15 protein-coding genes are annotated in these 13,444 nt (G+C 37.3%); 8 read left to right on the top strand and 7 right to left on the bottom strand.

The features are described 5' to 3' along the window. Positions 1-177 precede the first annotated feature (177 nt). Positions 178-1,890, top strand: coding sequence for an acyl-CoA dehydrogenase family protein (locus ND855_RS01140; RefSeq protein WP_265356814.1), 1,713 nt, complete (start codon positions 178-180; stop codon positions 1,888-1,890). A gap of 94 nt (positions 1,891-1,984) precedes the next feature. Here ND855_RS01140 and ND855_RS01135 read toward each other — a convergent pair whose 3' ends face one another. After that, a complete protein-coding gene (locus ND855_RS01135; RefSeq protein ID WP_265356813.1) occupies positions 1,985-3,166 on the bottom strand; it encodes a fatty acid desaturase family protein in 1,182 nt (393 codons plus the stop codon). A gap of 41 nt (positions 3,167-3,207) precedes the next feature. After that, positions 3,208-4,293, bottom strand: a complete 1,086-nt coding sequence (locus tag ND855_RS01130; RefSeq protein WP_265356812.1) for a flavin reductase family protein — start codon at positions 4,291-4,293, stop codon at positions 3,208-3,210. 154 nt (positions 4,294-4,447) lie between these two features. Between ND855_RS01130 and ND855_RS01125 the strand changes: the two genes are divergently transcribed. Further along, positions 4,448-5,065 carry a TetR family transcriptional regulator gene (locus ND855_RS01125; RefSeq protein WP_265356811.1) on the top strand — a complete coding sequence of 206 codons (618 nt, stop codon included), beginning with the start codon at positions 4,448-4,450 and terminating at the stop codon, positions 5,063-5,065. A gap of 50 nt (positions 5,066-5,115) precedes the next feature. On the opposite strand, the gene ND855_RS01120 is transcribed toward ND855_RS01125, so the two are convergent. Beyond that, positions 5,116-6,921 carry a PAS domain S-box protein gene (locus ND855_RS01120; protein WP_265356810.1) on the bottom strand — a complete coding sequence of 602 codons (1,806 nt, stop codon included), beginning with the start codon at positions 6,919-6,921 and terminating at the stop codon, positions 5,116-5,118. 220 nt (positions 6,922-7,141) lie between these two features. On the opposite strand from ND855_RS01120, the gene lsa14 reads away from it, so the two are divergent. Genes lsa14 through ND855_RS01100 form a run of 4 tightly spaced genes read left to right on the top strand, consistent with a single transcriptional unit; the run spans position 7,142 to position 9,188 of the window. Continuing rightward, on the top strand, positions 7,142-7,537 hold the full coding sequence (gene lsa14 / locus ND855_RS01115) for an adhesin Lsa14 (protein ID WP_265356809.1): 396 nt from the start codon (positions 7,142-7,144) through the stop codon (positions 7,535-7,537). After that, entirely contained in the window at positions 7,537-7,872 is a 336-nt protein-coding gene (locus ND855_RS01110) for a TRL-like family protein (protein ID WP_265356808.1), read from the top strand. Before lsa14 ends, ND855_RS01110 begins: the two co-directional genes overlap by 1 nt. Position 7,873: 1 nt before the next feature. Next, entirely contained in the window at positions 7,874-8,212 is a 339-nt protein-coding gene (locus ND855_RS01105; protein WP_265356807.1) for a TRL-like family protein, read from the top strand. A 1-nt stretch (position 8,213) separates the two neighbouring features. Next, entirely contained in the window at positions 8,214-9,188 is a 975-nt protein-coding gene (locus tag ND855_RS01100) for a hypothetical protein (protein ID WP_265356806.1), read from the top strand. 53 nt (positions 9,189-9,241) lie between these two features. On the opposite strand, the gene ND855_RS01095 is transcribed toward ND855_RS01100, so the two are convergent. After that, the gene (locus tag ND855_RS01095; RefSeq protein ID WP_265359320.1) at positions 9,242-9,646 is read right to left on the bottom strand and encodes a 6-carboxytetrahydropterin synthase; all 405 of its coding nucleotides are present in this window, start codon (positions 9,644-9,646) and stop codon (positions 9,242-9,244) included. A gap of 64 nt (positions 9,647-9,710) precedes the next feature. Here ND855_RS01095 and ND855_RS01090 point away from each other — a divergent pair, with 64 nt between their 5' ends. Together ND855_RS01090 and ND855_RS01085 are read left to right on the top strand one after the other, a co-directional pair. After that, on the top strand, positions 9,711-9,932 hold the full coding sequence (locus tag ND855_RS01090; RefSeq protein ID WP_012390037.1) for a DUF1858 domain-containing protein: 222 nt from the start codon (positions 9,711-9,713) through the stop codon (positions 9,930-9,932). Positions 9,933-10,049: 117 nt separating this feature from the next. After that, positions 10,050-10,460 carry a DUF2721 domain-containing protein gene (locus tag ND855_RS01085; RefSeq protein WP_265356805.1) on the top strand — a complete coding sequence of 137 codons (411 nt, stop codon included), beginning with the start codon at positions 10,050-10,052 and terminating at the stop codon, positions 10,458-10,460. Here the strand turns inward: ND855_RS01085 and ND855_RS01080 are convergent. The 3 genes from ND855_RS01080 to ccrA all read right to left on the bottom strand — a co-directional run bounded on the left by ND855_RS01080 (position 10,450) and on the right by ccrA (position 13,409). Further along, a complete protein-coding gene (locus tag ND855_RS01080; RefSeq protein ID WP_265356804.1) occupies positions 10,450-11,460 on the bottom strand; it encodes a zinc-dependent alcohol dehydrogenase family protein in 1,011 nt (336 codons plus the stop codon). The two genes, ND855_RS01085 and ND855_RS01080, sit on opposite strands and share 11 nt — an antisense overlap. A gap of 94 nt (positions 11,461-11,554) precedes the next feature. Then, positions 11,555-11,986 carry a VOC family protein gene (locus ND855_RS01075; protein WP_265356803.1) on the bottom strand — a complete coding sequence of 144 codons (432 nt, stop codon included), beginning with the start codon at positions 11,984-11,986 and terminating at the stop codon, positions 11,555-11,557. 175 nt (positions 11,987-12,161) lie between these two features. Further along, positions 12,162-13,409, bottom strand: a complete 1,248-nt coding sequence (ccrA, locus tag ND855_RS01070; protein WP_100716806.1) for a crotonyl-CoA carboxylase/reductase — start codon at positions 13,407-13,409, stop codon at positions 12,162-12,164. Positions 13,410-13,444: the final 35 nt, after the last annotated feature.

Genomic DNA, 13,444 nt, shown 5'->3' with positions numbered 1-13,444 from the left:
TTTTATTAAATTTTCGCCGCTTACAAGATTCTAAAATAAACCAATTGGTCTACTTTTTCAATTTCTAAGAGAACCGACCGGTTCACAAATTGTACAAAAATGATATTTTTTTGTTAGTTGGATTTTTTTTATCGCAAGACCTTGCTTCGTTTTATCTTTTTGACCTGAGGACAAAATATGATCCAAAATAATTACTTCCAAAGTAACGAAGACTTAAAAGAACATTTCTATGATTTAATTGATTGGAATGAAATTGTACCCATTTACGAAAATCAGTTCTCCGATGCGAAACTTTATGAAACAACAAATAATGCCAGATTAGAAATGGCTCCGACATCGGTCGAAGAAGCAATCGCTTATTATGAAGAGATACTCAAGTCTTGTGGTGAAATTAGTGGGATGTATGTTTCACAAGTTGCCTCTACAGTTGATGCAAAAGGATTAAAATTTGAAAATGGAGATGTGATCCATCCGAAGGAGATGGTTGATGTCATCCAAATGTATCATGATGCTGGACTTGGACCGGCCGCTTTTAAACGTAAATATGGTGGACTTGGAGTACCAAGTATCATCAAAGCGATGATCGCAGAGATCATGTACCGATCTGATAGTTCCATCACCATTGCAGTTGGTAGTATGGGACTTGCGGCAATCTTAGAAGTATGTGCATCAGAAGAAATGAAACAAGAATGGATTCCAAAACTCATTTCAGGTAATTATACAGTCACTATGGGTTTGTCTGAACCTGACTTTGGATCCGACTTACCGAATATCACAACAAAGGCAGTAAAAAAAGGTGAAGAGTGGTTACTCAATGGAACCAAACGTTTTCAAACTGTTGCATGTGGTATCAATGGAAGTCCAGGAATTACACTGACACTGGCAAGAACAGGTACCCAAGAAAGTGGAGCAAGGGGTTTGTCTTTTTTTATTGTTGAAAACAAAGATTACCAAATCCAAGGGATCGAAAAAAAATTAGGGATCAAAGCATCCGCAACATGCGAAACTGTATTTGAAAATAGCAAAGGCCATTTGGTTGGGAAAGAAGGATTTGGTCTTGTTAAATATGTGATGGGAATGTTAAACGGAGCTCGACTCAGTGTCTCTTCTCAAGGAACAGGAATTGTAACAGCAGCATTTGAAGAAGCATTTAAATATGCTAACGAACGAATTCAATTTGGAAAGGCAATTTATGAAATCCCAGCAGTAAAAAGATTGTTAGATCGTATGGAGAGAGAACTTGCTGGAATGCGTTGTCTCATGGTGGAGGCTGCCTATTCTGTTGATAAATACTATTGGTATGAAGATGGCCGAGAAGTTTCACCAGAAGAAAGTAAAACTGCTAAGTTTTGGGAGAAAGTTGCCAATACACTCACACCAATCTCTAAGTATTATAACTCGGAAATGTGTAATGACTTAGTATATGACGGATTACAAGTATTAGGTGGAGCAGGATACACCGAAGATTATGATCTTTCTCGATTGTATCGCGATGCAAGAATAACAAATATATACGACGGAACTACACAAATCCAAGTCAATGCAGCAATTGGTGGAATTACTTCTGGGATGAGTGGAACTGGAACGTTTCGTGCTTATTTAGATCATTTAGCAAAAGGTTCAGAAGGAAACAATGCACTCACTGAGATACGGAATCTTTTTGAATCGATTGTTGATAATTTTAAATTAATCCAAGACCAAGGAACAAAAGAAGCATATAGTTTTGAAGTAGTCGAATCAGCTGCTCGAATGGTGATCGGATACCTTATGGAACGAAGTAAAAACAAATCCAAATCTAGAAAAGACCTTCGGACAAAATGGTGCAAAGAATTCCATAAAGACAGTTATGCGATTCTTACATCTAACCATATCAAATTAAAATCCGCATAAAAAAAAGGGCCCTCCATGATAGAGGACCCACGAGAAAGGAAAGGGAAGGTCTTCCTCCATTGCGACGGGGAGGAAGACCAAAAGATTATTCAGATTAAGTGAGTGATACTGTTTTCTCTTCAGTCGGAAGAGAAACTTGGAAACTTGGTTGGCTTAAAACAATGGAAGGTTCTAAATACTTCTTACGTTTTCCCATTACTTTATTTGCAATGTGATCAGGGAATGAATAAGCAATGATCCGTTTCCATACAGAGCCAAATTGTTTCACAAAACTTCCAGTATTATAGTGTTGTCCATACTTTGCACAAATCTCTTTTAATTTTGGTGCAACTTCACGATATCGTTTTGCTGGCATATCAGGAAACATATGGTGTTCGATTTGATGGCTCAAATGACCTGTCATTGTATAAAACAATTTATTTCCATCAAGATTAGAAGAACCTTTCAATTGTCTCAAATACCATTGTGCTTTTGTTTCACCTGCTATTTCTTCAGTTGTAAAGGATTCTGCGTTTTCAGTAAAATGTCCGCAAAAAATCACAGCGTAAGTCCAAAGGTTACGGATTAAGTTTGCTATTAAATTTCCTAAAATAACTTTCGGGAAATTTAAACCAGCAAGTGCAGGGAACAGAATGTAATCTTTCAACATTTGAACTTCAATTTTTTTAAAGAAAACTGCTTTGTAATCTTTCAATGTTTTTTTCTTTCTTAACTTCTTAGGAGTTTCTAAGTATTCAACTCGGTAACCATGAGCGCCAATTCCCCATTGAAAATTTAAAGCTAAGAATAAATTTGTAAAAGGTTGTGTTAGGTGGACCGGTTTCCACTTTTGACCTTCTGTTAGTCTTGTAAAATTATACCCATAGTCATGATCTTTGTTCAAAACATTGGTATAAGTATGGTGCATGTAATTATGGTAAAACTTCCATTGGTGCGCATTACAAACGATATCCCATTCAAAGGTTCTGGAATTAAACTTTGGATCGTTCATCCAATCATATTGTCCATGGAGAACGTTATGACCTAACTCCATATTATTGATGATTTTGGAAATTGATAACAACAATGTTCCAGCCACAAAGGAAATTGGTTCGAAACTAAAGTGAATCAATCCTCTTCCTAAAACTTCAGTGTATCTGTATGTTTTATAGATAAATCGGATATGATCTGCATCTTCCTTTCCTACTTTTGCCATCACTTCTTCTCGAAGTGAATCAACTTCTTTTCCAAATGCTTCTATTTCTTCTTTGTTTAATTTTTTGCTAATCGTTCTCATTTTATTATCCTATGATAAATTCTTTTCCTAATAGTCTTAATTTAAAGTTCAAGTTCCAAATTGGATTCAGCACGTGACACACAGATTTGAATATTTTCTTCACCTAACTGTGATTTTTCACCGTTTGATAAATCTGTTACGGCACCAGCCTGTTTTTTACATACACATGTATGGCAAATCCCCATACGACATCCACTTTGAGGATAAATTCCTTGTTCTTCTAGTTCATCAAGAATGGAACGTTCACCTTTCACTTGAATGGTTTTGTGACTAAGAGACAAGTATACATCTACAGTACCCTCTTTTTTCACATTTGTAAGGTTTTGACCAGGTAAGAGGAATAGTTCGGATTTTACTGGTAAACCTTCCAATAGGGAAAGTGCCTTTGTTTGCATTGGTGATGGACCACATACATATACTGAAGTCGACTTTAGATTCGGAACATACTGATCCAAAATTTCTTTTGTTAAAAAACCAGAAGCATAACCTTCTTTCGGAACATCAGATAGAATGTATTGTACGGTTAACCATTGATTGTTATTTTCTAACAAATCAATTGATGATTTTAGTATGATATCGTCTACCGAACGAACAAAATACAATAGTGTCACTTTGCCGTTATAGTTTAATGCCTGTAAGTCTCTTAAAATTGAATGGATTGGAGTGATTCCACTTCCGCCTGCTAATAAAAGTAATTCTTTTGGGATTACTTTGGAGAGAACAAATTCACCGGAAGCCTCTCCTAATTCTAAAATATCTCCCTTTTTGGTATTTTGATTCAGAAAGTTTGATACCAAACCACCCTTTTGGCGTTTAACAGTGATTTGTAAATACTTGTCATTTGGATGAGAAGACAAAGAGTAAAACCGAGTAACTCTCCTTCCAGCAATTTCAACTGTCACTGGAACATGTTGGCCTGATAAAAAACCTTTCCATAACCAGTTTGGTTTTAAGACAAAAGTTTTTGCATCAGCAGTTTCTTCTTTGATGTCGATGACTTTTGCTTTTGTTGTGGTGACAGAAAACCTAGGATTCAATTCGCCTAGGAAAAAATCTGCCCACTCTTTCGGTTGGAGGAAGTTTAAAAACTCCTTCGGTTGGTTGTAGATAAAAGGAAATGTTTTCATTTTCGCCTCTTTTTCGCTTTTAAGTGAACACGTGTTCACGGAGTTATCTAATAGTGTTAACTTACAACGTTCGATATGTCAACCCAAAAGAGGCAATTTTTCCTTGCTTTTCAAAAAAAAGTGAACAATCGTTTACTCAGTTTACGACCCAAATATGAACAAACGCGACACTCAGAAGCAAAAAACCCACTCCCAACTCTTGGAAAGTGCCCTACAATTGATGGGAGAGGAGAAAGGATTGGGTGATTTAAGCCTACGAGAGGTCACAGCACATGCTGGAATCGTTCCAGCAGCCTTCTACCGCCACTTTAAGTCCATGGAAGAATTAGGACTGCATTTAGTGGAAGAATGTGGGGAAAGGATCCAACTCATTGTTGGTGATGCTAGAAACAAGGGAGCCTATCGTTCGGCACTACAACTCACGATTGGGTATTTTTTTGACTACGTAACCCATAACCGATCCTTGTTTCGGTTCATAGCCAGGGAAAGGACAGGTGGGAATCGTAAGATTCGCGAAAACATTCGAGAAGCCATGCGGAGAATTGCCCGTGAGTTGGCCAAAGACATGCGAATGCCCAAATTGATTTCGATCGAAGATACATTATTTGCTTCAGAGCTTATTGTGAGTATCTGTTTCCAAATGGCATCTGATTATTTGGATTTAGAGGATGATGCACACTCCGAGATGCGGAAATTAAAATTACAAACGATCAAACAAGTCCGGCTCGTGTTCATTGGAACAATCCGCGGTAGAAAACAAAGGCATAGATGAGATTCTAAAATAAGCTAAGATTCGATTCTAATTTACAAAAAAGGAATCAATCAATCTTTGCTGTGTAACGGAAAAGAAATGATGATGTTTAAACCTTCTCCTTTTTTGGAAACCGAAGAAAAAACACCTTTGAGTTGAGAAGTCAAACTTCGGATGAGTTCGTAACCAAAATGATTTCCTTTTTCAATATTGACTGATTCTGGTAATCCAACTCCATCATCTCCAACTGTTAACATTACGTTTTGGTTGGAGATAGACAAATGAATTCTGATATCTCCACCTTTCTCATTTGGATAAGCATACTTTAAGGCATTTGTCAAAAGTTCATTTAAGATCAAACCCAATGGCAGAGTACGTTTTAGATCCAACCGAATGTCTTCCAACTTCACATCAAAACGAATTTTACTTGGATTCAGAACAAAAATATCATGCAAACTGTAAACTAAGTCTTCAATGTATTTGCGAAGATCAACAGATTCCAAGTCTTCTGATTGGTATAAATTTTCGTATACCTTTGACATCGACATGATCCGTGACTGAGCATTTAAAAATGATTGTTTTGCGAGTTCATTTTCAACTTTAAAAGATTCTAGATTGAGTAATCCAGAAATAATCGCCAAAGTATTTTTCACGCGGTGTTGTAATTCTTTTAATAATACATCTTTTTCTTCGAGTGATTTTGCTAATTTACCTTCGATATCTAAAATCTTTGTGACATCTAGATTAAACCAAAGAACAAATCGTTCCCCTGCTATTTCAATTGCTTGGCTAAAAACAAGAACTTCATGGTGGACTCCATCTGAGTGATGGATCGACATTCTTTCCCCTGACAATCGTCCATTTTCTCGATAAATTGCATTGAGTTTTTCAATTTGAACAGGATTACTCCAAGCTTTAAAATCATCAGTTTTACGACCAATTACTTGTGATTTTTGAAAGCGAAAAATGGATTCCATCGCGGGGTTGATATCGAGATAGGTTCCATCTTTTATGGTAGAGATAGCCATAGCTATCGGACTGAGTTGGAACACTTTTGCATAAAGGCTTTCACTATCTTTAGGCGGAACAAGAACTGGAGATTCTGGATTTTCTCTAAAAACAATAACTATCCCATTTAAATTTTTGTTTGAATCTAAAATTGGAGAAATTGTTTCTGTAACGTTTGTTTCCCGGCCTTTACTTGAAATGATGATTAAATTATTTCTTCTTTTTGATTCTAAAAATTGATCATTATCATTATCAAATGAATACGAGACACGCATACGTGATTCCGCTTGAACTAAAAATAAAAACGAAGACAAATCCTTGTTCACTAGTTCGTTCTTATGGTAACCTAACATATCTAAGGCTTTTTGATTAATTTCCCTGATTTGTCCCTCAGGAGTTAAAACAATAAGGCCATCACCCATTGCTTCAAACGTAATCCTAAGTTCTTTTTCACGGAATGCCAAACTTTGTTCTGCAGCATGAAGTTTTAGCGCAGACTTAATCATACATTCTACAATGTCTGGACTTGTAATTTTGGGAATAAAACCATAATGTTTTAAGTCAGCAACTCGATTTAAAATCTTTTGGTCAGAATATCCGCTCAAAAATAAAATTGGAACTTCTTTGATTTCTAATATTTTTTTGGCTAATTGGATTCCATCTAACTCATCAGATAAATTAATATCCATTAGTATCAAATCAACTTTTTCATCAGAAGAAATACAATCAATTGCATCCAATGAATTGGATACGTGTTGCACTGAATAACCTTTGATTTTAAGAAATTCTGCCTGTGAGACCGCTAAAATCGCCTCATCCTCAACAAGGAGAATGTGACCTAAACTATGTTTGATCTCAGTGGTTGGCATTGTCGGTACGGGTTCTACCGAAGCTTAAAATTAGCCCTGGGAATTGCAATCCAATATAGAATAAAAAAAAATCAAAAAAAAACGTTCGATATGCAATAAATTGAAATGGATCAAAAACAATGTAACGCCAAAATCAGCGTGATAAAATTTGTTAGGTGATCAATATTCGATTGCTTTTTTACACAAACATTCGTTTGTTTGTTCCATAATACAAAGCGAAATGGAGTTCCATTTGAAATTTAAAATCTTTTTTTTGGTGAATTATTTATTTTTGTGCAAGTGTACGGGCTTTAACTTGTTATACGAAACTTCGGCCAACGGAAATACAAACCCGTCAAGGGAATATGCAACAACTGCTCCCATGTGGAAAGGTGGTTTTTTTTACCACCGCAACACTACCCCTGGGCCCATAGGCATTGGAGTGGAACCAAAAGTAGAAGGTCGAGCTTGTAGTAATTCCTACCTTGGCTTGTTCTCTTTTGGTAATTCAAGGATTGAAGCCGCTAAAAAGAATGGAAACATCCAAAAAGTAGCCTTCGTCGATTATGAAAATTCGGGCGTTTTTGCCGGATTTATTTACCACCAATTTTGTACGATCGTAAAAGGTTCAAATTAATGAATTCATTAAAAAGACATAATATTCTATTTTTCGTAATCATTCTATTTTTTCCCCTATTTTATACGGGATGTGCTGTCGGACCTACACATGGGTATATTGTAACGGAGACCCAATTTCCAGGTACATTTAATCCAGAAAATAATGTAAAGGCAGATAAAGAAGCCAAAGGTTGCCAATATACTGTATTGTATTTAGTTACTTACGGAGATGCGGGAGCTGGTAGCATTGCATTCAAAAATGGAATCACCAAAATAGCAACAATTGATCATTCCACCTTTAGTTTGTTTAGCGGACTCATCCGAAATTATTGTACTTTCGTAGTAGGCGAATAAAATGAATTTTATCAAATCATTACTTCTAATTTTTATTCTTTCTTTTTTTACTCATTGTCAGTCAGGTCCATTCCCTGCTTTTATCTATCAATATTCCACACAACATATGATAGGTGACACAACTGGAAACAATCTAACCTCGGCAAAAATTGTAAAATTCGGAAAATCTTGTTCTTTATCAGGTTATATCATCAACTTTTTCTACTACGGTGCAGGAAACTCAATTGAAGAAGCCGCAAGAAATGGCAATATCCAAAAAGTTGCATTAGTTGATAGAGAGTCACTTTCAATTCTTGGAGTGTTGTTCTATAGAGAATGTATTATCGTCTGGGGTGAATAAATTGAATTTATCCCAACGATTTTTATCATTAGCTATCGTAATGTCTTTTTGTTTTGCAAGTGGATTTACAAATCTGCAAGCAAGAGAAACAGACAATATCCATGAAAAACCTCAATTAATTGATCCTGATAATCATCGATTTTATTTTCGTTATGTATTGGGTGCAGCTAGGGGCCAAATTCCTGAAAGGAGATTGGAGACAACCGATAGTATTTTATTCGCACAGAGTAGAATATACCAGTTAGCACCATTATATAACGGAGATTTAGATTTAGGACAACTTGAATTCGAATATCGTTTTAAAGATAAATTTCGATTTTTTGCAGAGAATCGAACTGTGAAAGATGGTGGTGATTATAGAGACATCATGAAATTCAGAGAATTCCAAAAAAGAGTTGGAGTTGGTTACTTTCATCCTGTGTTTAAATTTTTGAGTATTGGTGTTTCCATTCGCGATGCAAATATCAAACAAGATTTTCGATCGGACTATTTAAATTTATACAAATTTGAAAACAGTATCATTTATACGAGTCCAAATGCTGTATCACAACTAAGAACAAAGGGTTGGGTTCCTGGAATTCATATCGAAATAAAACCACTTCGATGGTTTGAAATTCATTTGGGACGAATGTATTATCATATGGGTGGGGACTTAAGTAGAACCGCGCTAAATTTTATTCCTTCGAACGTGGGTGTATTATATGCTCCATTTAATGTTCAATCTGACTTTTTATATTCTGGTGTTCAGGATAAATTTGATATCGTATTCCGATATTCTACATGGTTTGCAACTAAATGGGGTTACACGAGAGATAACATCAATATAAAATTTAACCAATATTATATGACTACATTAGACAATCAGACTACACTTCTAATGACTGCTTTAGGTAGAAGGTCTAGTGCCAAACTTGATTTTGATTCAGTTAATTTTACGGTGGAGTTTTCAAAAAGTTTTGGAGAGGATGCATTTTAATTCGAAAATACATCCCTAACATAAGCATAGTTTCACTTTTAGAGTCAGTGAAACTATGTTTCTGGTTCAAAAAACGCTAAATTTTCTGGTCCTTCATGGATGACAATCCTACGAATTTTTCCCTCTGATTCCTTTACTTCGTTCTTCAATCCAGAATAAAACCAACGTGCTACATTTTCCGATGTAGGATTGATCCCTTTGAAATCAGGGTGGTCATTGATGAGGATATGGTCGATGGAGTGAACAAGTTCCATTAGTTTGTTTCGAGCTGTTAAAAAATCATAGGAGATCCCATCGGGACGGATGTTCGTTTTTCCTTCTAAAAACACTTCTACTTTCCAGGAATGGCCGTGGATTGGCTCGTCAGTTCCATCGGCAAAGTACTGGTAGAGGAAATGAGCGGACTCAAACCGACCTTCAATGCGGACATAAAATTTCCCGTTTTCTTGGGTAAACATTCCATTGACGAATAGAGCATAGTCCAATATTTGTATAGTAATTTCCTCTTGAGGGCTCTAGAAGATGACTGAATCAACAAAACCACGCTTTTTTAAAGAAATGACCGTAGGCGAAGCAATTGCCATCCATCCGGAAGCGGGGCTTGTTTTCTCAAGTTACCACTTAGGTGGATGTTCCCACTGTTCCATCAATGAAGTGGAAACAATTGAACAAGTTTGTATGGGATATGGAGTGGAAGTAGACACTCTTATCGACTCATTAAACAATTTGTTCGCTGAAGAATAGTCGGAACTGAATTTAGGGCTGATGCAATCAGCCCGAGTACAATTTACCCAAATGCAAAAGAAACGTTTGGGATTGATGGTATAACCATCACAAAACCATCTCATCACATAAAAAGCATTGGACCAATTAACTTACAACATTCCAGGTTTGTTATTCCCTGCAATTTCACTTTTGATGTTAGGGTTTACCAATCGATTTTTTGGTTTAGCGAGTTTATCAAGGCAACTTCTTGCAGAGTATGAATCTTCCAAATCGGAAGTTCTCGTAAAACAAATTCACAATCTACGTTTTCGGATTTCATTGATTTTGTATTCACAAAGTGCAGGAATCTTAAGCCTCATCCTTTGTACTTGTTCCTTAGGGATGATTCCGTTTTATAATTTACTTGCTTGGATCTTTTTTTCGATCTCTTTATTATTGATGGTGATCTCTCTAGTTTTGGCTCTTGTCGAAATCCATTTATCTGTGAATGCTCTTGACATCGAGCGAAAATCGATTTTGGGACCTTCAAACCTATCTAAATTGTAATCACAATCTTTCCAAAATGTGAACCAGATCGTAAGTATTGGATTGCCTCTACAGAATGTTCTAACGGAAACACTTTGTCTACAACTGGTTTTAGTCCAGATTGTTCGATGGCTTGGTTCATTTCAATAAAGGCTTTTCTACCTCCAACGACTAAACCTTGGATTTTTAAATTGTTCATCACTGCTGGAAGTAAATTCAATTCTCCTGATTTACCAGCCAGAATCCCAATCAAGTGGATCACACCAAACGGACGACAGGCGGCAATGGATTGTTCGAGTGTCCCTGCTCCACCTACTTCGATGATGTGATCCGCACCAACCTTATTTGTAATGTTTCTGACTTTTTTTCCCCAATCCTTCGTTTCTTTGTAATTGATACAAAAATCAGCACCTAAGGTTTTTCCTCTCTCGAGTTTATCATCACTGGAAGAAGTGAGGATCACTTTGGCACCTACCATTTTTGCAAACTGTAAAGCAAAGATGGAAACACCACCTGTTCCTTGTACGACGACAAATTCACCTGGTTTGAGTTGGCTATATTGGAAAAGCCCTGACCATGCAGTGAGAGCTGCGCAAGGTAAGGTGGCAGCTTCTTCATAACTGAGATGATTCGGCATTCGAACAAGACCTGTTTCCGGTACAACTGCTAATTCACGCAAAGTACCTGGCAAGGGACCGCCAATCGTGTGGCGAATTTCTGCATGTGTTGCTTCTTTAGAAATCCACTTAGGAGCAAAGGTAAGAAGGACTTTGTCTCCTACTTTCCATTCTGTGACTTGTGAACCAATTTGTAACACTTCTCCTGCACCATCACTGCAAGGAACAAGTGGTAGGGGAAATTTAGGATTGTATTTTCCTTCTACAACAAGCGAATCTCTGTAATTTAAAGATGCTGCATACAATCGTACTAAAACATCTGTCGGACCAACAATTTTCGGTTCAGAGGCCTCAATTATTTTTAAATTTTCAAGTCCAAATTGTTTGATCTCAGCTTGTTTCATAAAATGTATTTTCCTTTCTCTCGTTTCCTTCACTCAATATTGATTAGACATTGGATGATTTGTTTGAATTCCACAAATCAGCCACTAACGCACGTTATTGCTTTAATTCAATTTCTCCCTTTTCATTGAGAGGGAAAAACGGATTGTAAGCAACTTCAAATATGTGACCATCAAAATCTTTGAAGTAAGCGCTGTACCCTCCCCAAAACACTTTTTGAGGTTCTTTCAGGATCGTAGCACCTAACTTACGCACTATGTTTATAATTCGATCTACCTCGGCTTCACTCTCTACATTTTGAGCTAAAGTGAGACCAGAATACTCTTGTCTATTTTGAAAAGGGATCCCAATGTCATTAGCCAAATCCTTTTCGCCAAACAAACCTAAGACCAAAGCTCCAATTTGAAAAAATGCTACATTTTCATTGCTCTCTTTCGATTTTTTCCAACCCAGGCCTGTTTCATAAAATTGAACCGCTCTGTTTAAGTCAGAAACTCCAAGGGTGATGAGATTGATTCTTGGGAACATAAATACCTGCTTTGTACAAATATGAACTTATTGAAAGGAAAAATTTGAATTTTAGAATTCCGATTCACAAAACGGAAGTTGTGTGGTAGAAGGAGCCATTGGGTGGCGGGTGGATAACCCCACCCAGTTCGATACGGGCGGGGACATCTACTCTAATTACAAGCTCGGATTAGAATTACTTCTTTCCTAAACCTGTCGTTTTTGCACCTACGAGGATCGACATGTTTCCTGCTGGGTGTTTGTTTTCACGCATCAATTGGTGGCATTCACCAGTTTGATCGAAAGTAAAGGTTTGTGCCAGAACTGGATCCACTTTTTTATCAATCACCAATTGGTTGAGGTCACGACAGTTGTCGTCGTTAGCGAAGTGTGAACCTTGCAGACGTTTTTGTCTCATCCAAAGATAACGAAGGTCAGCTGTCGCATTAAAACCTGTGGTTCCAGCGCAGATCACAACCATACCTCCCGTTTCACATACAAATACGGAAGTTGGAAGTGTAGTTTCACCTGGGTGTTCAAAAACGATTTGAGGGTTTTTGCCTTTTCCAGCAATGTCCCAAATCGCTTTACCAAACTCACGAGCTTGTTTCGTCCATTCAACGAATGCTTCTGGTTTGTTGATATCAGAAGTGAGTCCACCCCAGTGTTTAAACTTGTTACGGTTGATCACACCTGTTGCACCTAAGTTTTTACAGAATTCAATTTTATCATCTGAGGAAACCACAGCGATTGGAATTCCACCAGCAGCTTTGACAATTTGGATCGCCATGGCACCAAGTCCACCAGCTCCACCCCAAATTAAAACGACATCACCAGGTTTTACATCATTTGGTTTCCAGTGGTGTAACATTCTGTAAGCAGTTGCAGCAACTAACATATATGCTGCGGAAGCTTCCCATGTTAGGTGCTGAGGACGTGGAAGGCATTGGTGATCTTGAACTTTACAAAATTGTGCAAAGGATCCCCAGTTGGATTCATATCCCCAAATAATTTGTGAAGGTGCATACATTGGATCTTTGCCAGAAAGAACCCATGGATCTTTTGGATCCCACATCGCACAATGGACAACTACTTCATCACCCACTTTTACATTTTTAACTTCAGAACCAACTTTGTATACGATACCAGACGCATCAGATCCACCGATGTGGAATTTTTCAGGTTCACCTTTTTTATTCCGTGCAGCAATGACATCTACAGGGTAACCTAAGGCCGCCCAAACGTTGTTATAGTTCACCCCAGCAGCCATAGTGGCTACGAGAACTTCGTTTGGACCGATCTCCGGAACATCAATGACTTCTGATTGGAAAGAAGTTTTCGGTTCGCCGTAACGTTCCGGGCGAATGACCTGTGCGTGCATTTTTTTTGGCACGACTCCAATAGGAGGTAGTTCCCCTACTGGTACGATTTCTACGTTGCTCATAGATTACCTTTTACGATTAAGATTTATACAGTTTC

It is taken from the genome of Leptospira paudalimensis (genome assembly GCF_026151345.1).
In the GTDB taxonomy this organism is placed as follows: Bacteria; Spirochaetota; Leptospiria; order Leptospirales; family Leptospiraceae; genus Leptospira_A; species Leptospira_A paudalimensis.
Note: the sequence above shows the minus strand (reverse complement) of the source record. Positions and strands in the feature narration are given on the sequence as shown.

What these genes read in the sequence shown, in the direction of transcription:
- ND855_RS01140 (WP_265356814.1), top strand. Translation starts at nt 178, where the DNA reads ATGATCCAAAATAATTACTTCCAAAGTAACGAAGACTTAAAAGAACAT.
- ND855_RS01135 (WP_265356813.1), bottom strand. Translation starts at nt 3,166, where the DNA reads ATGAGAACGATTAGCAAAAAATTAAACAAAGAAGAAATAGAAGCATTT.
- ND855_RS01130 (WP_265356812.1), bottom strand. Translation starts at nt 4,293, where the DNA reads ATGAAAACATTTCCTTTTATCTACAACCAACCGAAGGAGTTTTTAAAC.
- ND855_RS01125 (WP_265356811.1), top strand. Translation starts at nt 4,448, where the DNA reads ATGAACAAACGCGACACTCAGAAGCAAAAAACCCACTCCCAACTCTTG.
- ND855_RS01120 (WP_265356810.1), bottom strand. Translation starts at nt 6,921, where the DNA reads ATGCCAACCACTGAGATCAAACATAGTTTAGGTCACATTCTCCTTGTT.
- lsa14 (WP_265356809.1), top strand. Translation starts at nt 7,142, where the DNA reads ATGGAGTTCCATTTGAAATTTAAAATCTTTTTTTTGGTGAATTATTTA.
- ND855_RS01110 (WP_265356808.1), top strand. Translation starts at nt 7,537, where the DNA reads ATGAATTCATTAAAAAGACATAATATTCTATTTTTCGTAATCATTCTA.
- ND855_RS01105 (WP_265356807.1), top strand. Translation starts at nt 7,874, where the DNA reads ATGAATTTTATCAAATCATTACTTCTAATTTTTATTCTTTCTTTTTTT.
- ND855_RS01095 (WP_265359320.1), bottom strand. Translation starts at nt 9,646, where the DNA reads ATGTTTACCCAAGAAAACGGGAAATTTTATGTCCGCATTGAAGGTCGG.
- ND855_RS01090 (WP_012390037.1), top strand. Translation starts at nt 9,711, where the DNA reads ATGACTGAATCAACAAAACCACGCTTTTTTAAAGAAATGACCGTAGGC.
- ND855_RS01080 (WP_265356804.1), bottom strand. Translation starts at nt 11,460, where the DNA reads ATGAAACAAGCTGAGATCAAACAATTTGGACTTGAAAATTTAAAAATA.
- ND855_RS01075 (WP_265356803.1), bottom strand. Translation starts at nt 11,986, where the DNA reads ATGTTCCCAAGAATCAATCTCATCACCCTTGGAGTTTCTGACTTAAAC.
- ccrA (WP_100716806.1), bottom strand. Translation starts at nt 13,409, where the DNA reads ATGAGCAACGTAGAAATCGTACCAGTAGGGGAACTACCTCCTATTGGA.